Genomic DNA, 19,220 nt, shown 5'->3' with positions numbered 1-19,220 from the left:
TTAGTAGTTCTTTTTAAGACTACTAATAGTGAAACTATATTGAAATAAAATAATTTAATATACTACGAGGAGGGCAATAAATATGAGTACAATTAAAGTAGGAATAGTAGGTTACGGTAATATTGGACGTGGTGTAGAGGCAGCATTAAATCAAAATCCAGATATGGAACTTGTAGCTGTTTTTACAAGAAGAGCGCCAGAAACACTTCAAATTCATAATGCTACAGCAAAAGTTGAGCATATGGATGCTTTAGAAAGTTATAAAGGTAAAATTGATGTTATGATTTTATGTGGAGGATCTGCTACTGATTTACCAGTACAAGGGCCAGAAATCGCACGTCACTTTAATACTATTGATAGTTTTGATACACATGCGCGTATTCCAGAATACTTTACAAACGTAAATGAAGTGGCAACTGAAGCTAATACAACAAGTGTTATTTCTGTAGGTTGGGATCCAGGTTTATTCTCAATGATTCGTATGATGTCAGGAGCAATCTTACCAGTAGGAGAAGATTATACTTTCTGGGGTAAAGGTGTAAGTCAAGGACATTCAGATGCGATCAGACGTGTTAAAGGCGTTAAAAATGGTATCCAATATACTATTCCAATGAATGAAGCAGTGGAGAGTGTAAGAAATGGTGAAAATCCAGAACTTGCAACAAGAGATAAACATCTTCGTGAATGTTTTGTAGTTGCAGAAGATGGAGCAGATTTAGCTGAGATTGAAAATACAATCAAAACAATGCCAAACTACTTCTCAGATTACAATACAATTGTAAACTTTATCAGTGAAGAAGAATTAAGAAGAGATCATGCAAAAATGCCACATGGTGGATTTGTATTTAGAAGTGGTGCTACAGGATTTGAAGAAGAAAGTAAACAAATTATTGAATTCTCACTTAAACTAGATAGTAATCCACAATTCACAGCAAATGTTTTAGTAGCATATGCTAGAGCAGCTGTAAGAATGAATAAAGAAGGTATGAAAGGTGCAAAATCAGTATTTGATGTACCACTTTCATACTTATCACCAAAAACAAGTATGGAATTAATGACAGAATTACTTTAATAGCTAATATAAAAAGAAGCTCATGTATTTTATATACATGAGCTTCTTTTTATATTAATAACGTTTAATTATTTATGAGCAAGAAGTAGTGCAACTTCTCGGACTACTTTACAACATACGGCAGTAGATACGCCAGATGGGTCATAGTGAGGAGACAATTCTACAATATCAGCTCCAACGAGATGGTTAAGACATGTTAATGATTTAAGAGCGGATATTAATGTATTAAAGCAGATGCCACCTGGTTCAGGGGTGCCGGTGCCAGGGAAAATTGAAGGATCTAAAACATCTAAATCTATTGTTAAGTAGACAGGGCGATCCTTTAACTTAATAGTGATATCTTCAAAGGTCTCTAAATTAAAGGGATTAAGATAAGTATGTTCTTTTGCCCAATTGAACTCTTCTTTAGTACCAGAGCGTATGCCGAATTGATAAATGCGATGATCACCTAAGAAATCCCAAGCGCGTCTAATAACAGAAGCATGTGATAGTTTTTCGCCCATATAATCATCACGTAAATCAGTATGTGCATCTAAGTGGATGATACATAAGTCAGGATGTTTTTCGTAAAGTGATTGAAGAGCAGGGAGTGAAACCAAGTGCTCTCCACCAATCATTAATGGCTTTTTATTATCATTAACAATTTGTGTGATAGTGGTTTGAATTTCTTTAAGTGCGTTTTTGGTATTACCAAATGGCAGTTCGATATCTCCGATGTCACAAAGACTATAATCTTCAAGATCTAAATCTAAATAAGGAGAATAGGTTTCAAGCCCATAAGAATCAGGACGAATAACGCTAGGGGCAAATCGAGTACCTGGCCTAAAACTAGTTGTTCCATCAAAGGGAGCACCTACTAAGACTATCTGTGAAGACTCATAAGAGGCATCAAAACCAATGAATTGTTGTGTAGTACTTACATTATGCATTTTCTAGACTCTCCTTTACGTAGGTTGGGAGCATAAAAGCGCCCATATGTAAATCTGTATTATAATAACGTGTACGAAGTCCAAAATTCATCCAGGTTTCTTTTTGAAGATCTGCTAATGGGTCATACTTTTTAGATGCAAAGCCAAATAACCAATGACCGGAAGGATATGTAGGCATATGGAATTGATAAACCTTTGCGATAGGGAATGTAGCTTTGATTTTAGAGTGTGCACGTTTCATTTCATGAGCGTAAGATTCATAATAAGGACTTTCATGTTGATTAATTAAAATACCAGCATCACTAAGTACACGTTTACAGTTGTTATAAAAATCATAAGTAAAGAGACCTTCGCCAGGTCCGATAGGATCAGTTGAATCTACTAAGATGAGGTCGTAAATTTCATCATTCGCTTCTTGAACGAATTTAAGCCCATCTTCAAAATAAAGAGTAAGACGAGGGTCTTGATCTAACTGACAAGCAGTCTGAGGAAGATATTGCTGACATAGACGAACAACACGCTCATCAATTTCAACCATATCTACTTTTTCAATATGATTATAGCGGAGAATTTCACGTGCAGTACCACCATCTCCACCACCGATAATGAGAACTCTTTTTATACTAGGATTAACCGCCATAGGAATGTGAGTAATCATATCATGATAAATAAATTCATCTTTTTGGGTTACCATCATTAATCCGTCTAGAGTAAAGAAACGACCAAAGGTATCACTTTCAAAGAAGTCAATTTGTTGAAAAGGACTTTTTTCAGAATGCAGATGCTCTTTTACTTTAATTGAGAATCTAGTATCTTCTTGATGATTCTCTGTATACCATAAATCAATCATAGTTATCTCCTTCATGTTATTAATAATCATCTATTGTAAACATGGCTTCTGTTACATTAGTGCCATAGAAAATTTCGTCCATCTCATGACGGACTTTTTTTGCAATAGATTGTGCTGTACCAGGGTGTAACTCATCTTTTGTATATCCAAATAGATAATTGTTAAGATCAAAGTTTTTTAACTTGCATTTTGTATGGAAGATATTTTCTTGATAAACATTTACATCAATCATATGATAAAGATGTTTAATGTGTTCAGGAATAAAGTTTTGGATAGAATCTATTGGATGATCGATAAAGAGTTTATTACCTGTAATATCACGTGTGAAACCACGAACTTTATAATCAAGTGTCATCATATCAGCATCAAAAGAGTGAATAAGATAGTTAAGCGCTTTTAACGGTGAAATTTCTCCGCATGTTGAAACGTCGATGTCAGCTCTAAAAGTACTAATACCATCTGTAGGATGATATTCAGGATATGTATGTACAGTAATATGGCTTTTATCAAGGTGGGTTGCAATAATCTCAGGAATTGGTCCTGGTGAAGCACATTGTTGATCAACACTAGGTTGAGGTAATGGATTCTCTGAAATTAAAATAGTTACACTGGCACCTTGAGGTTCATAGTCTTGCTTTGAGATATTAAGAATGTTAGCCCCAATAATTTGAGTAACAGTAGTTAGTATTTGTGTAAGTCTATCCGCGTTATATTGTTCATCTATATAATCAATATAAGCTTCTCGATCCTTAGGGGTTTTGGTATAGCAGATATCATACATGTTAAAACTTAAAGTTTTTGTAAGGTTATTAAAACCATGTAACTTCAGTTTTGGTACGTCTAAATGTTCCATGTGCGAATAGACCTCCTAGAAAATAATCATAAATTTTTAACATTGATATTATATTCATAGATGGAATAAGAATGCAATAGAAAATTTTATATAGCTATATATTAGGTTTAGTAATAGTGTTATTAAAATGGACAACTAATAGATGATTAAAAGTTTTTAAATACTAAACAAAAAAAGAAAAGGCTTTGTTTGTTTTAGAATATAACGTACTTATATATTAGAAGAAAAGATAAAAAACTATTATTTGATAATATAAAAAAATTAAAAATCATAATTTCAAAAAATGGATAAGTTTAGTAATGGTTTATATTAAAATTATAAATATTAAGTTTGAAAAAATTTGTTAATATCAATTTAATCTGTGAAAATATGTCAGAAATCGACGAAAATTGTAAAGCATATAAGCCTTCTTGAATATAGTGTAATTATGGGGGGGTCACTATGAAGAACAACTTAGAGCTTAAATGGGAAGAACTCAAAATCCCATATACAAATACAGGCATTACCTTTAGTACAACAGATGAAATTAAAGCGGATGAAAGCATAATCGATCAAGAAAATGCTCTGGCAACACTTGAATTTGGCTTACAGTTAGGTGCAAAAGGTTATAACATGTATATATCAGGATCAGATCAGAAAACTATTTTTGACTACGTACTTGGAAGGCTTAAGGATAAGGCAACCAAACGAAATGTTCCCCCAGATATGTGTTATATATATAATTTTGAAAACCCTTCCACACCTAAAGTTATATGGATGCAGCCAGGGGATGGTATACGCTTTAAAAATGATATGAAAGAATTTAAACAGTTTTTAATAAATGAATTAAAAGATAGACTTGATACTCTTGAGGCAGAAAAGAAAAGACAAAAATTAATAACTGAACTAGATGAAAAAAAAGAAGAGGCTTTAGCTGAATTAAAAACATATGCGAAAGACATGGGATTTCAAGTAAAAATGGCAGAAGAAGGATTAGGTTTTATTCCTCTTACATTAGAAGGAAAGCCTCTTTCAATGGATGCATATGAAAAATTAGATGATGCAGACAAACATACGATAGAAGAAGGTATAGATCAACTATCTGAGTTCTCAGAAGAAGTGCTGAAAAAAGTAAGAGATATTGAAAAGTTATATAGTCAATATATGGATGATATAGATGAAACAATTGTATTAAATGAAGTAGGCTATTACATGAAATACCTTAAAGATACCTATGGAAGCTATGATGAAGTTAGCCAATATCTAGATGATATTGCAAATGATATTTTAGAAGATGTGAGCATCTTTGCTGGGAATAGCAATAGTGAAGGGCAGGATATTAAAGGTCTTTTACCATGGCTTGGGAACAGTGGTGTTAGTGAAAAAGTTAATCATTATAGCATTAATGTACTTGTTGATAATGGGGGATTAAAAGGTGCGCCGATTATAACATCAAGAGATTTAAGCCAGGGACATTTAGTAGGAAAAATACGCATTGATACTGAAGTCACTACAAGTCATACAGATTTTAATCAAATTTCAGCAGGGATGTTACATCAGGCAAATGGAGGTTATTTATTACTTTATGTAAAAGACCTTTTAGATTATCCGGGTTCTTTTGACCTTATTAGAAGAACATTAAAGACAGGAGAGGTAAATATTGAAAGCATGGGTGGAGGAAATAACACCAATACTATTGGTATAACTCCTCAGCCTATACCTGTAGATTTTAAAGTTATTTTAGTAGGTGATTATGAGATTTATCATTTATTAACTGAAATGGATTTAAGTTTTAAAGATCTCTTCAAGATTAATATTGATTTTAAAGATACAATTACAAGTGGTGAAGTAGCTATTATGAATATAGCTAGTCAAATAAAATCTCTGTGTAATAAAGAAGATTTACCACCAGTAAGCTGTGATGGCATACTGCAACTTGTGGAGTACAGCCATAGGTTAGCGGAAAGCCAAGAAAAAATGAGTGCTAACTTACAACCTATAATGGATTTAGTAAGAGAAGCAAGTGTATTTGCACAAGGGACTATAACTAAGGATAATATTATCCAAGCAAGACGAATGAAGATGCTTTTTAAAGACACGTTACAAAAAAATATAGAAGAGAAATACGCCAAAAATATATTTTTAGTTGATGTAATGGGGAAAAAAGTAGGACAGATTAACGGATTAGCTGTATATTCAGTTGGAGATTTTTCTTTTGGAAGGCCTGTTAGAATCACAGCAACGACTTATAGAGGGAAGAGTGGTGTTGTTGATATTGAAGGCGCTGTAGGGTTAAGTGGAAGTATTCATTCAAAGGGTGTTCAAATTATTACAGGTTTCTTAGGTAATCACTTTGCACAAAACTATCCATTAAGTTTATGTGGAAAGATTTGTTTTGAGCAAAGCTATGGGGGAGTAGACGGAGACAGTGCATCAAGTGCAGAACTTTATGCAATTTTATCAAGCTTATCAGAAGTACCTCTAAGGCAAGGAATAGCAGTTACAGGTTCTATTAATCAATATGGACAAATTCAACCTGTTGGTGGTATCAATGACAAAATAGAGGGCTTTTATAGAGTCTGTAAGCAAAAAGGATTAACTGGAAAGCAGGGGGTTATGATTCCAGATCAAAATAAAGGTGATTTGGTCTTGGATGAAGAAGTAATTAAGGCTGTAGAGCAAGGGAAATTCCATATTTATGCTATTACTTCTTTTAGGGAAGGAATCGAGGTCTTAACTGGAGTACCGGCAGCTCAAGTTGAAGAACGAGTAGCGCATAAGCTAAAAATATATAGTGTGGATAGCCCAGAGAAGCTTTCTAGGTTAAAAAAACAAAAAGTTAAAAAAAGTAAGTAATAAAAAGGGACTGTTTAATGTAACAGTCCTTTTTTCATATTTATTAAGGATTATCTACAGGATGCTGAATATTATAAAAATAATAGTAAATAAAATATGGAATATGGTATAATAATTCATATAAATAAAAAGGGGAGTGACCACATGAAAAATACTATTATCTCAGTACTTGTTGAAAATAATTATGGGGTAGTTGCACGTATAGCAGGTCTTTTTACAAGAAGAGGATTCAACTTAAATAGCTTTGCTGGAGAAGAAACTCATGAAAAACAAATCTCTAGAATTACTATTTCAGTTACTGAAGATGAAAATTCTATTTATCAAATACAACAACAAGTTGAAAAGTTAGTAGATATTAAAAAGGTAAAAGTATTAGATGCTAAAAAGGATATTATAAGAGAACTTGCAATTATTAAGGTAGCATTAAAGCCGGAGTTATGTAGTAAAATTAAAGAGCTTACTGAACGTTATAGCGTAAAAGTAATAGATATTGATACTGAAGTAGTTGTATTTGAAATATGTAATAGTAAAGATATGATTGATGAATTTATTGATACAGTTAGAGACTATGAAATTATTGAAAGTGTAAGAACAGGTGTGATTGCACTACAAAGGGGTAATCAACATATCTAGTGACCAACTTAGGAGGCAGGTGAGTGGAGAACATATTGAACTTACAAGATGTCATTATAAATGAAATCTTGGCAGAACTTATTGATGAAATAGAAGATTGGTTGGTTATTTATGATAAACAGGGGAAAATGATCTATATCAATAGACACGTAGAACGCTTATCTGGATATTCAAAAGAAGAAATTTTACAAGATCCTATGAAGGCACCATGGGATATAAATACATATAATACAACCCTTAAAGAACGTGCTCTTCTTGCTATAGGACAAAATAGAAAGTTTGAGACCATTACACTAAATAAAAATAAAAAGCAAGCAGAATTTTATCTTTCATTAACATTATCCGGTATTAAGGATAGGAATGGTGAACTTGTATTATACATAGCTATAGGAAAAGATATAACAGGAGCAAAACGCTTACAAGAAAAATTACATCGATTAAAATATATTGATGAAGTTACTGGATTACCAAATCAAGCAGCTTTCATAGAACATATTTATAGTAAAGTAAAGAAAGAAAATGCAAGTTTTGCAGTTGTTTTGTTTGATATTAGCAAGATGAGCTATATTAATAATACCTATGGATTAACAACTGGTGATGCATTAATGAAGGAAATTGCAGATAGATTATACAAAGTATTACATAAGGATGGGGCGATAGCAAAACTTAATTCAGATATTTTTGCTGTAATTTATGAAGATGTAGAAGAGCAAGCAGAAGTAATTGAATTCATTAATATTATTTTTAACCATATACATAAGCCATTTAAAATTGAGGAAAAAGAAATTTATATTGAAATGTCAGTAGGAGTGAGTATGTTTCCTACTCATGCAAAAAAACCAGGACAGCTCATTAATAAAGTACAAATAGCACTTGCGAGAGCAAAAGAATGTCTAGGGAAAAATAAAGTTATTTTTTATGAAGATCAGATACAAGATGAAGTACAAATGAGGATGTTACAAGAGAGTGATATACACCAAGCATATAAAAATAATGAATTTATTGTATACTATCAACCATTTATTGATTTAGAAAGAGAAACCCTTACGGGGATGGAAGCATTACTAAGGAGAAAAAAACAAAGTGGTGAAATAGTAATGCCGAGTAAGTTTATTGATTTACTTGAGCAACTAGAACTCATTGAGCAAGTGGGTGTACAGGTCATTGAAGAAGTATGTAGACAACTAAGAGAATGGATTGATGAAGGATATAGTATTGTACCTATTTCGATTAATTTATCAATGCTTCAATTTAAAAATCCTAATCTATCTAATGATATTATTAATATGTTAGAAAAATACAATATTCCACCAAGCCTTATTGTGCTTGAGATTACGGAAAATATGGTGATACAAGAAGTTGAAATGGCACAACAAACTATTTTAGAACTTAGAAATTATGGATTTAAGATAGCCATAGATGATTTTGGAACAGGTTATTCTTCATTGGGGTATCTTAAGAAGTTTTTATTTGATCATCTAAAAATAGATATTTCGTTTATAAGAGAAATCACTAAGAATCCTCAAGATAGGGCCATAGTAAGTGCTATTATATCTATGGCAAAAGCATTGAGTTTGCAAACTATAGCTGAAGGTATAGAAACTCTTGAACAATTAGAAATTATACAAGAAATGGGATGTGAGATGGGTCAAGGCTACTTATGGGATGCACCTCTCAAACCAGAAGATATTAAAAATAAGTATCTATTAAAGCTATACAAATAAGTAAAAGAGGCAATGATTATTATTGTCTCTTTTTATATAAAGTGTAAAAGTACAAAAAATGTGAGTAATAGGTAAAAAATGACCTTGTAAATGCGGGCTTAAATATGCTACACTAAATAAAAATAATAGAAAATAAAGGAGCTAGTATTGAATGGATACAATTCAAAACATGACATTAGCTCAGTTAAGAGAACTTGCAAAAGAAAAAGGTCACAAGAATATAAGTAAGCTTAAAAAGGCTGAAATTATTGATCTTCTTATGTCTAACAATTCTAATCAAGTTGCCCCATCTTTAATTAACCAATCTGACTCTGTTCAAGAACAACAAGTAGTTCAAAGTAATTCAAGTGTAGAAATGAAAGTAAGTAATGCTTCAACCTATGAAGAAAATGTTGAAGAAGCAGAAATTGATGAAGAAGAAGTAGAAGAGCCAACACAATTAAGTCGTACAGACCGTATGACAGGTGCAGGAATTTTAGAAATTATGCCTGATGGATATGGCTTTTTACGTGCGCGTAATTTTATGCGTGGTGAAAATGACATTTACTTATCTATTTCACAAATTCGCAGATTTAATTTAAAGACGGGAGATTGGATAGAGGGGGATATGCGTAAGCCTAAAGAAGGAGAGAAGGCCGGAGCACTTTTATATGTTCATAAAGTCAATGGTGATCGTCCAGAAAAGGCTAAGTATAGACCGAACTTTGAAACACTCACACCGGTATTTCCAAAGCAAAGACTTTCTTTAGAATATGATGAAAGTGTATTATCAACTAGAATCATAGACTTAATTGCACCTATTGGAAAAGGGCAAAGGGGGCTTATTGTAGCACCACCTAAAGCAGGTAAAACTGTTCTCTTAAAGCATATTGCTAATGCGATTACACATAATCATAAAGATGTATCCCTGATCGTTCTTCTTATAGATGAAAGGCCAGAAGAGGTAACAGATATTAGAAGAAGTATAGAGGGACAAGACGTACAAGTTGTCGCATCAACATTTGATGAACCACCAGAGCATCATAAACAAGTTGTTGAGATGGTACTTGAACGTGCAAAACGTATGGTTGAACAAGGGAAAGACCTTGTTATTTTACTAGATAGTATTACAAGAATGGCAAGGGCCTATAACTTGACAATTCCACCAAGTGGACGTACTTTATCAGGAGGGCTTGATCCAGCTGCACTGCATATGCCGAAGAAGTTTTTCGGTGCTGCAAGAAAGATAGAAAATGGTGGAAGTTTAACTATTTTGGGAACTGCTCTTGTAGAAACAGGCAGTAAAATGGATGAAGTTATTTTTGAAGAGTTTAAGGGAACGGGTAACATGGAACTTGTTTTAGATAGATCTCTTTCAGAACGTAGAATTTTCCCTGCTATTGATATCTACAAGTCAGGTACTAGAAGGGATGATTTACTTTTAACACCAGATGAAGCAAATGTAGCATATAACATCAGAAGAGAGATGTCTCGTGGAAGTTCGGCAGAAGTTACAGAGGGGCTTATCAGTAAAATGCTTAAATATCCAACAAACACATTTTTTGTTGAAAAAATGAAGCAAAACCCATAGGATTTGTCCTTGCAATTTGAAAATAAGCATGATATAATACTAACGTTGTCATAATAGTATTGTTAACGTTTGAATTAACATAGAAAGAAACATGAAAGAGGTGAATAGCATGAATAAAGAAATCCAACCAAAATACGAAGAACTTGAAGTTGTATGTAACTGTGGTAACACAATTAAAACACGTTCAACTAAATCAGATATTCGCGTAGAAGTTTGCTCTAATTGTCATCCTTTCTACACTGGTAAACAAAGAGCTGCACAAGCTAAAGGTAGAATTGATAAATTCAACAAAAAATACAACGTTTAATAATCGTAAACGAGAGGGGTTGAGAGGATGGTCTCAACTCTTTTTTTTTATTCGACACGAAAGCTTTACTTTTATGTTGTATAATTTAATATAAATAGAGGTCTTAGTTCAGATGGTACTTTGATTTTATCTGAACTTTAGATTTTATAGTTTCTTAAAATGAGGAGGTGCAATAATGGCAAGAACAGACATTGGTGGCCAAGCAGTTATTGAAGGCGTTATGATGAAGGGTAGAAAAATCTACGCTGTCGCTGTTAGAAAACCAGATGAAGAGATTGTAGTTGATGTACAAGATACAAAGAGTATTTTAGACAAATATAAAATACTTAGATGGCCTATATTAAGAGGTATCGCAGTCTTTGTAGAGTCCCTTACACTTGGTGTCAAAACTTTGAGTTATTCTGCGGAAGTCTTTGGCGATGATGAAGAGCTAGAAGAAAGTAAGTTTGAAAAATGGCTTATGGAAAAATTAGGCGATAAGGCAGAGAAGTTTTTAATTGGTGTGACCATGTGTATTTCCTTTGTCCTTGCAATTGGAATCTTTATGATTTTACCAATGCTTATGAGTACCTTATTTAAAGGCTTCATAGAGTCCTCATTTGTGCTCAATTTAGTAGAAGGTGCATTTAGAATTGCCATCTTCTTAGGATATATGAAATTAGTAACTTGCTTGAAAGATATTCAGCGTACATTTCAATATCATGGAGCTGAACATAAGACAATTAACTGTCTAGAAAAAGAGCAAGAACTTACTGTAGAGAATGTTAGAAAGTGCTCTAGACTTCATAAAAGCTGTGGGACAAGCTTCTTATTTGTTGTTATGATTGTAAGTATTCTAGTATTTAGTTTATTTACAACAGAGAGTGTCTGGTTACGTATGGTAGTACGTATTGTAATGGTACCAGTTGTAGCTGGTATTTCATATGAATTTATTAGATGGGCTAGAAAAGCAGATAGTAATAAGCTTGCTATTCTTCTAAGTAAACCAGGTATGTGGCTTCAAAAATCATTTACAACTCTTGAACCAGATGATAAACAAATAGAAGTAGCGATTGCTGCAGTAAAAGGAGTTTTAGATAATGAACATAGCGAGGGAACAACTAAAAGATGCAACTGTTAATCAGATGATAGCATTAGGTAGAGACGTACTTATGAGCTATAATAAACCTGATGCAACAATCGATGCAAGATTACTTGCTCTTCATGTATTACACTGCAATATGAGTGAACTTTTGCTACATGGGAATGAACGAATGACAGAGCATTTAAAAGAATCTTTTATGTATATGATAGCAAGACGTGCTGGTGGTACACCTCTTCAGTATATTACAAATAATCAAGAATTTATGGGATTAGAGTTTTATGTAGATGAACGCGTACTTATCCCGAGACAAGACACAGAAAGTCTTATTGAGGCTATCATAAACTATAGCAAAACACATAAGTTAGCAAAAGCAGTTGAAGTAGGTGTAGGGTCTGGGTGTATTAGTGTTTCTTTAGCACATTATATAGATGGACTTATATTAGAAGGAATAGATATTTGTCAGAATGCCTTAGATGTAGCAGATAAAAATATTAAAAAACATAATTTACAAGAACGTATTACCCTCTTGAAAAGTGATGTGTTTGCAGATTATGATGGAGAAGAAGAGAGTTTAGATTTAATCGTTTCCAATCCACCGTATATTACTTTTGAAGAATGTAAGGGGCTAATGCAAGAGGTAAAAGAATTTGAACCACGTAAAGCCTTAACTGATGAAGGGGATGGGCTAAGGTTCTATCGTGAAATTACAAAAGAGGGTAAAAAGTATTTAAAACCTAATGGATTATTAGCTTATGAAATAGGTTATTTACAAGGAAAAGATGTATGTGCTATTTTAGAACAAGAAGGCTTTAAAGATGTTCAATTAATCCAAGACTTAGCACATCGTGATCGTGTTGTTATTGGTACTAAAATATAATTTTTTTAATGAGGTGAATGAATGTTTGATCAGTTAGAAGATCTGGTACAAAAATTTGAAGACATAGGTGAAATGATCAGCGATCCAATGGTTATTGCAGACCAAGACAGATGGCAAAAACTGATGAAAGAACACAGTGATTTAAGACCTATTGTGGAAAAATATAAAGAGTATAAAGATACGTTAGCAGCAATTGAAGATGCATTAATGATGCTTGAAGACAAGTTAGACGATGATTTTAGAGAACTTGTAAAAGAAGAGCTTTCAGAAAACAAAAAACGTGTTGAACCACTGGAAAATGAAATCAAACTTTTACTTCTTCCAAAGGACCCTAATGACGAGAAAAACGTTATCGTAGAGATTCGTGGTGGTGCAGGTGGAGATGAAGCAGCATTATTTGCAGCTGACCTTTACCGTATGTACAATCGTTATGCAGAACGTCAAAAATGGAAAACAGAGCTTATGGAAGTTAACGAAAGTGGTATCGGTGGATTCAAAGAAGTTATCTTTATGATTAAAGGGCAAGGTGTATATTCTAAACTTAAGTATGAAAGTGGCGTACATCGTGTGCAACGTATCCCATCAACAGAGTCAGGTGGACGTATCCATACATCAACAGTTACAGTAGCAATCTTACCAGAGGCAGAAGAGGTAGATGTAGAACTTAACATGAATGATGTACGTATTGACGTATTTAGAGCATCTGGTAATGGTGGTCAGTGTGTAAATACAACAGACTCTGCTGTACGTGCAACACACGTTCCAACAGGTCTTGTTGTATCTTGCCAAGATGAAAAATCACAGCTTAAAAATAAAGAAAAAGCACTTAAAGTATTACGTGCTAGACTCTATGATATGGAACAAGCTAAGCAACATGCAGAAATGGCAGCAGAAAAGAAAAGCCAAGTAGGTACAGGTGACCGTAGTGAACGTATCCGTACTTATAACTTCCCACAAGGGCGAGTAACAGATCACCGTGTAGGTCTTACATTACACAGATTAGATACTATCCTTGATGGTGACTTAGAAGAAATTGTTGATACACTTACAACTGTGGATCAAACAGAAAAACTTAAACTCGTAACAAACGAATAATAATATAAAAAAGCTGTTGCACTTAGTGCAGCAGCTTTTTTATGTAAATAACTTAATCAAAGATAAAAATTAGAATGAAGATAAATATTAAGTTAATATGAAATAAATTTAAAGAAAATTATAATATATTTTGATTAAAATGTTAAATATGTTACAATTATTATGAATGATAGTCCTAAATAGTAATATACATATACTGTAGGACTAAAATTACCAAAATATAGGGGGTTACAAAATGAAAAAAAGTACAAGGAAAGGTTTGAGCTTTTTACTATCTTTAGTCATGGCTTTTGCAATGATTATACCAACTTATGTAAAAGCAGCAACACCTGGCAGTACAGAAGTTAAGCTTACGATTTTGGGCACAAGTGACATGCATGGTAATTTGACAAGTTATGTGTACGAAGCAGCAAAAGACTATGAAAATAGTGGATTTACTAGAACTGCAACATTGGTTAAACAAACACGCACGGAGAATCCTAATACATTAGTAATTGATAATGGTGATACAATTCAAGGAACCATTATGACAGATGACTTATACAATACAGATTTATCTAAGCCTAATCCAGTAATGGATATGATGAACTACATTGGATATGATAGCATGACACTAGGAAACCATGAATTTAACTTTGGTGTTCCGATGATTGAAAAACTTAAAAAAGAAGCTAAATTCCCTATTCTTTCAGCTAATATTTATGAGAAAGCCACAGGAGAAAACTTTGCTACACCATACATAGTAAAAGAATTTGACGGTGTAAAAGTTGGTGTACTTGGGCTTACTGTACCTTCAGTTCCATCATGGGATGCAAATAAGGAAGGTGTTAAGGACTTAGAGTTTAAGCATATGGCTGATGAAGCCCAAAAATATGTTAAGATTTTAAAAGAGAAAGAACAAGTAGATGTTATTATTGCTACAGCTCATGCTGGTCTTGATTCAAGACATGAACAAGATGGAGGAGATGCTGCAAGATTAGTGGCAGAAAGATGTCCAGAGATAGATGCTTTCTTAGTTGGGCATGACCATATCACAGTCAATGAAAATATTAATGGTGTGCTTGTAGCAGCACCTTATAAAGACAGAGAAGTTGTTCGTTTTGACTTAACAATCAATAAAGATACAAAGAAAGTTACAGATAAGCAAACAACTATTTTGAAACTTGCAGATTATACAGCTGACGAAGGTGCAACAAAAGTAGCGGCACCTTATGATAAAGAAACAAAAGCATTTTTAGAAAATACTATTGGTGTGGCAACAGAAGACTTCCATCCAGCTTCCGAAGTAAAAGGTATTCCAGAAGCTCAAATTAAAGATACTGGTCTCATTGACCTTATTAATAATGTTCAGTTAGAAGCAACAGGGGCCGATGTTGCAGCAGCAGCATTATTTAAACCATCAGCAAACCTACCAAAAGGTGAATTAAACTTTGCTAATGTATTTGATATTTATCAATATGCAAATACATTAGTAGGTATTGAAGTAACAGGTAAAGAACTTAAAAATTATATGGAATGGTCTGTATCTTATTACAACACATTTAAACCAGGCGATTTAACAATCAGCTTTAATCCTAATATTCGTGTGTACGCTTATGATATGTTCCAAGGTGTAGATTATACAGTAGATATTAGTGAGCCAGTTGGTAGCCGTATTAAAGATGTTATGTATAAAGGGGAACCTTTAGCAGATGATACAGTACTTAAATTAGCGATTAATGACTATCGTTATAGTGGAATTGGGCCAAGTGGTGAAAAGATTATTAGTGGAACACCTTATTTCACATCAGATCCAAAAGCACTTAGAACTTACATTAAAGAGTATATTGAAAAAGAAGGTACAATTACTCCAGTAGCAGATAATAATTGGAAAATAGTAGGGAATGAATGGAATCTGGAACTTAGAAAAATAGCAGTAGAAGCTATTAACAATGGTACAATTGTACTTCCAACATCAGCTGATGGTAGAACAGTAAATGTTGGAGCTGTAACAGAATTAGACCTTATTCAAGCAGGATTACATCCAACCTATACAGACTTTATGACAGTCATTCATACAAATGATAGTCATACAAGAATTGAAGAAACATCAAGTGATGGAATGGGATTTGCTAAAGTAGCAGACAAAGTAAATCAATTAAGAACAAGATACGGAAAAGATCATGTGCTTCTTTTAGATGGTGGAGATACACTTCATGGTTTGCCACTTATCACGACAACAAAGGGCGAAGCAATGACAAAGGTAATGAATGCATTAGGATATGATGCTATGGTAGCAGGTAATCATGATTTTAACTATGGTTATGAAAGACTTATTGAACTTGATAAGATGTTAGAGTTCCCAGTCCTTAGTGCGAATGTAACTAAAGGAAATGATGATATTTTAACTCCTTACATCATTAAAGAAGTAGCAGGTAAGAAAGTAGCTATATTTGGGCTTGAAACACCAGATACAACAATTATGACACATCCAAAAAATGTAGAAGGACTTACATTTGAAGATCCAAGTAAAGCTGCCCAGAAGATGGTTAAAGAATTAGAAGGAAAAGCAGACTTTATTGTTGCATTATGCCATTTAGGATTAGACAGTAATAGTTCTATTACAAGTGAAAAAGTAGCAGGAAACGTAAAAGGCATTGACCTTATTGTAGATGGACATAGCCATACAACCTTGCCACAAGGTAAGATCGTTAATGACACATTAATTGTTCAAACAGGAGAATATACTAAGAATTTAGGGCAAGTAAATATTCTCTTTAAGAAAGATGGAACATTTGATATGGCTCCGATGCATATTACAAAAGCAGATGCAGCTAGCTTAACAGCAGATAAAGCTGTATCAGACTTAATCAAAGAGCTTAAGGCTAATTTTGATGTAGTAACAGAAGAAGTAGTAGGCACAACACCAGTTGCGCTTCAAGGAGAACGTGAATTTGTAAGAAAAGGTGAAACAAATTTAGGAAATCTTATTACAAATGCACTTATTGAAGCAACAGGAGCAGATGTAGCTCTTACTAATGGTGGTGGTATCCGTGCATCTATAGATGTAGGGGATATTACAAAGAAAGAAGTTATTACAGTACTTCCATTTGGTAACTATGGTGTAATGATTGAAGCAACAGGGCAAGAAATTAAAGATGCCCTAGAAGTGGGGGCAGCAAAATATCCAGAAGCTAATGGTGCTTTCTCACATGTGGCAGGTATGAGCTATCAGTTTGATCCAGCACAACCTGTAGGTAGCCGTATAGTAGAAGTATTAGTAAATGGAAAACCAATTGATTTAAATAAAACTTATAAATTAGCAACTAATGACTTTATTGCAGCAGGTGGAGATGGCTATGTAATGTTTAAAGGTAATAAATCATTGGGTGAATTTTCTGCACTTGATGAATTAGTTATTGAATACCTTAGTACAAAAGGTGTAGAAGGTATTGAAGTAAATGGTAGAATTGTACCTGTTACTTCAGAAGTAGAACAAGTAGAATTAAAACCAGCTGCTTAGGTATATAAAAAAGAGACATAGGGTATGACCCTATGTCTCTTTTTTATATACCTAATACTAAATTTTAAATGTAACAAGGATATGATAATATTAATGATTATTTTCTGGATTTTTGTTCCAATGTTTCTTAAAAGCAGTTGTTTGTGTGCCTGGGTCATTTTCTAGGCCACTATGTTTTCTGCTTTTTTGAGAACCTTGTTGTGGAATATTCTTTTTAATAGCTTCATCCATTTAGTATCACCTCACTTTAAATTTCTTAATTAGTATGGAATAACTAGAGAAAAAGTATTTATAAAAGATAAAAGCTTAAGTTGTAAAAAAATAACAAGTTTAAAATGGGAACTTTCTTGGAACATACCCCGTCTAAGAATACATATAAAACAATTAAACTGTATAACGAGGAGAATTCAAAATGAAAATAAATAAAAAATTAATGGCAATGATGATGACTTTAGCAATCGGAGGCGCACTTGTAGGATGTAGCAGTACACCAGAACAACCAGTAACACCACCAGAGGTTGTAGCACCAGAAGTGACACCAGAGGTAACACCAGAAGAAGTACCAGGTGAAGGACAGGAAGAACAATCAGCTTTAGCAGCAGATGTAACAAAAATTACAGAAGGTATTGAACTTCCAGGCTCAATGCCAATGACAGAAGATATGTTGAAAGATACTTATGGGATTGATACAAGCTTACTTAAAGATTACTACGTATCAATGCCAATGATGATGGTACATGCAACAGAAATTGCTATCTTCGAATTAAATGACGAAGCAGATGTAGATGCAGTTATGGCAGGAATTGAAAAAAGACAACAAGGTTTAGCAGAACAATGGAAAACATACTTACCAGATCAATATGAGCTTGTTCAAAACTACAAAACAGCTATAAAAGGCAATAAAGTATTATTTGTAGTAAGTGAATCAGCAGAGCAAATCGTAGAAAATTTCAATGCAATGAACTAATAGAGTAAATAAAAAATATCCTCTTAGACTAGTATGACTAGTCTGAGAGGATATTTTTTATGGGCTAGAAAAAGATAGGTAGCATTATGTTATAACTGGTTCTAAATAGTGTGTGCACCTCCATAATATATAAGAGGAGGTGGACAAGATGAATATTGGGAGTATGATCTTATTAGCATTATTAGCTGAAGGTTCAGGTGTTTTAATAGGAATTGTTCTCTATTATCTATTCGATATCAAAAGTAAGCGTTTAATAGGAATGCTATTTGGAACAACATCAGGTATTATGATTGCTATGATTTGTTTTGATGTATTACCTCATGCTACTAAGTCAGGGGAAACCACACTTATGATTATAGGTGTTGCCATAGGCATTCTAATAGGATTGTTCCTAGAGGATCTGACAGATTTATTAGGAAATGGTATAGGGGGCAAGCAAAATAAAACAGCACATACTGGACTAATGCTGATATTAGGGATTGCAATTCATAATATACCAGAAGGTATTGCACTAGGAACATTAGGAGCGACTTCGCCTGAAACAATTATGCAATTTGCTTTTGTAATGTGTATACATAGTATACCAGAAGCTATTGCCATAGCTATTCCACTAAAAGCAGGAAAGACTTCGGGGAAGGTAGTAGGCTGTATCCCACTAGTTTTAGGGGGAATTATGGCAGTAGGAGCAGGTATTGGATATGTAATGAGTCAAGTAGCAAGTGACTTTATAACAGTAGTGTTAGGATTAGCTGCTGGAATTATCCTCTATATTGTATGTGAAGAACTTATCCCAGAATCACGTAAAATATGGAATGGTCGTATGACAACCGTAGCAACTATTATAGGTATTATCTTAGGAATGCTTTTGATTGGATAATATTACATTTTAAATACAATTATTTCAAAATTACTTAGGTAAAGA

At 33.4% G+C, this 19,220-nt stretch carries 16 protein-coding genes; 12 read left to right on the top strand and 4 right to left on the bottom strand.

Annotated elements, in window-relative coordinates; all coding sequences use genetic code 11:
* Nucleotides 1-82 precede the first annotated feature (82 nt).
* Nucleotides 83-1,072, top strand: coding sequence for a diaminopimelate dehydrogenase (locus BN2390_RS02235; protein ID WP_053982723.1), 990 nt, complete (start codon nucleotides 83-85; stop codon nucleotides 1,070-1,072).
* A gap of 68 nt (nucleotides 1,073-1,140) precedes the next feature.
* On the opposite strand, the gene speB is transcribed toward BN2390_RS02235, so the two are convergent.
* Genes speB through speD form a run of 3 tightly spaced genes read right to left on the bottom strand, consistent with a single transcriptional unit; the run spans nucleotide 1,141 to nucleotide 3,704 of the window.
* Nucleotides 1,141-2,001 carry an agmatinase gene (speB, locus tag BN2390_RS02230; protein ID WP_053982722.1) on the bottom strand — a complete coding sequence of 287 codons (861 nt, stop codon included), beginning with the start codon at nucleotides 1,999-2,001 and terminating at the stop codon, nucleotides 1,141-1,143.
* Nucleotides 1,994-2,848 carry a polyamine aminopropyltransferase gene (speE, locus tag BN2390_RS02225; protein ID WP_334291880.1) on the bottom strand — a complete coding sequence of 285 codons (855 nt, stop codon included), beginning with the start codon at nucleotides 2,846-2,848 and terminating at the stop codon, nucleotides 1,994-1,996. Before speE ends, speB begins: the two co-directional genes overlap by 8 nt.
* 22 nt (nucleotides 2,849-2,870) lie before the next feature.
* The gene (gene speD, locus BN2390_RS02220; protein ID WP_053982720.1) at nucleotides 2,871-3,704 is read right to left on the bottom strand and encodes an adenosylmethionine decarboxylase; all 834 of its coding nucleotides are present in this window, start codon (nucleotides 3,702-3,704) and stop codon (nucleotides 2,871-2,873) included.
* 441 nt (nucleotides 3,705-4,145) lie between these two features.
* Between speD and BN2390_RS02215 the strand changes: the two genes are divergently transcribed.
* From BN2390_RS02215 to BN2390_RS02175, 9 genes are all read left to right on the top strand, one after another.
* A complete protein-coding gene (locus BN2390_RS02215) occupies nucleotides 4,146-6,539 on the top strand; it encodes a Lon protease family protein (RefSeq protein WP_053982719.1) in 2,394 nt (797 codons plus the stop codon).
* 144 nt (nucleotides 6,540-6,683) lie between these two features.
* Nucleotides 6,684-7,172 carry an acetolactate synthase small subunit gene (gene ilvN / locus BN2390_RS02210; RefSeq protein WP_053982718.1) on the top strand — a complete coding sequence of 163 codons (489 nt, stop codon included), beginning with the start codon at nucleotides 6,684-6,686 and terminating at the stop codon, nucleotides 7,170-7,172.
* Between the two features lie 23 nt (nucleotides 7,173-7,195).
* Nucleotides 7,196-8,896 carry a sensor domain-containing protein gene (locus tag BN2390_RS02205; RefSeq protein WP_053982717.1) on the top strand — a complete coding sequence of 567 codons (1,701 nt, stop codon included), beginning with the start codon at nucleotides 7,196-7,198 and terminating at the stop codon, nucleotides 8,894-8,896.
* Between the two features lie 151 nt (nucleotides 8,897-9,047).
* Nucleotides 9,048-10,466, top strand: coding sequence for a transcription termination factor Rho (gene rho, locus BN2390_RS02200; protein ID WP_053982716.1), 1,419 nt, complete (start codon nucleotides 9,048-9,050; stop codon nucleotides 10,464-10,466).
* A gap of 109 nt (nucleotides 10,467-10,575) precedes the next feature.
* On the top strand, nucleotides 10,576-10,773 hold the full coding sequence (rpmE, locus tag BN2390_RS02195; protein ID WP_053982715.1) for a 50S ribosomal protein L31: 198 nt from the start codon (nucleotides 10,576-10,578) through the stop codon (nucleotides 10,771-10,773).
* 175 nt (nucleotides 10,774-10,948) lie between these two features.
* Nucleotides 10,949-11,893: a DUF1385 domain-containing protein gene (locus tag BN2390_RS02190; protein ID WP_053982714.1), complete on the top strand. Its 945-nt coding sequence runs from the start codon at nucleotides 10,949-10,951 to the stop codon at nucleotides 11,891-11,893.
* The gene (gene prmC, locus BN2390_RS02185; protein WP_053982713.1) at nucleotides 11,853-12,734 is read left to right on the top strand and encodes a peptide chain release factor N(5)-glutamine methyltransferase; all 882 of its coding nucleotides are present in this window, start codon (nucleotides 11,853-11,855) and stop codon (nucleotides 12,732-12,734) included. The genes BN2390_RS02190 and prmC overlap by 41 nt, the downstream gene beginning before the upstream one ends.
* A gap of 21 nt (nucleotides 12,735-12,755) precedes the next feature.
* Nucleotides 12,756-13,829, top strand: a complete 1,074-nt coding sequence (gene prfA / locus BN2390_RS02180) for a peptide chain release factor 1 (protein ID WP_053982712.1) — start codon at nucleotides 12,756-12,758, stop codon at nucleotides 13,827-13,829.
* Nucleotides 13,830-14,064: 235 nt separating this feature from the next.
* Entirely contained in the window at nucleotides 14,065-17,331 is a 3,267-nt protein-coding gene (locus BN2390_RS02175; protein WP_053982711.1) for a 5'-nucleotidase C-terminal domain-containing protein, read from the top strand.
* A 90-nt stretch (nucleotides 17,332-17,421) separates the two neighbouring features.
* Here BN2390_RS02175 and BN2390_RS21555 read toward each other — a convergent pair whose 3' ends face one another.
* The gene (locus BN2390_RS21555) at nucleotides 17,422-17,562 is read right to left on the bottom strand and encodes a hypothetical protein (protein WP_154668755.1); all 141 of its coding nucleotides are present in this window, start codon (nucleotides 17,560-17,562) and stop codon (nucleotides 17,422-17,424) included.
* A gap of 181 nt (nucleotides 17,563-17,743) precedes the next feature.
* Between BN2390_RS21555 and BN2390_RS02170 the strand changes: the two genes are divergently transcribed.
* Both BN2390_RS02170 and BN2390_RS02165 read left to right on the top strand, forming a co-directional pair.
* A complete protein-coding gene (locus tag BN2390_RS02170) occupies nucleotides 17,744-18,298 on the top strand; it encodes a DUF4358 domain-containing protein (RefSeq protein WP_053982710.1) in 555 nt (184 codons plus the stop codon).
* Nucleotides 18,299-18,446: 148 nt separating this feature from the next.
* Nucleotides 18,447-19,175 carry a ZIP family metal transporter gene (locus BN2390_RS02165; protein ID WP_053982709.1) on the top strand — a complete coding sequence of 243 codons (729 nt, stop codon included), beginning with the start codon at nucleotides 18,447-18,449 and terminating at the stop codon, nucleotides 19,173-19,175.
* The last annotated feature ends 45 nt before the right edge of the window (nucleotides 19,176-19,220 follow it).

This window comes from Niameybacter massiliensis (assembly GCF_001282685.1).
Lineage (GTDB): Bacteria > Bacillota > Clostridia > Lachnospirales > Cellulosilyticaceae > Holtiella > Holtiella tumoricola.
The sequence above is the reverse complement of the archived record's forward strand: the minus strand, read 5'-3'. Positions and strand labels throughout refer to the sequence as shown.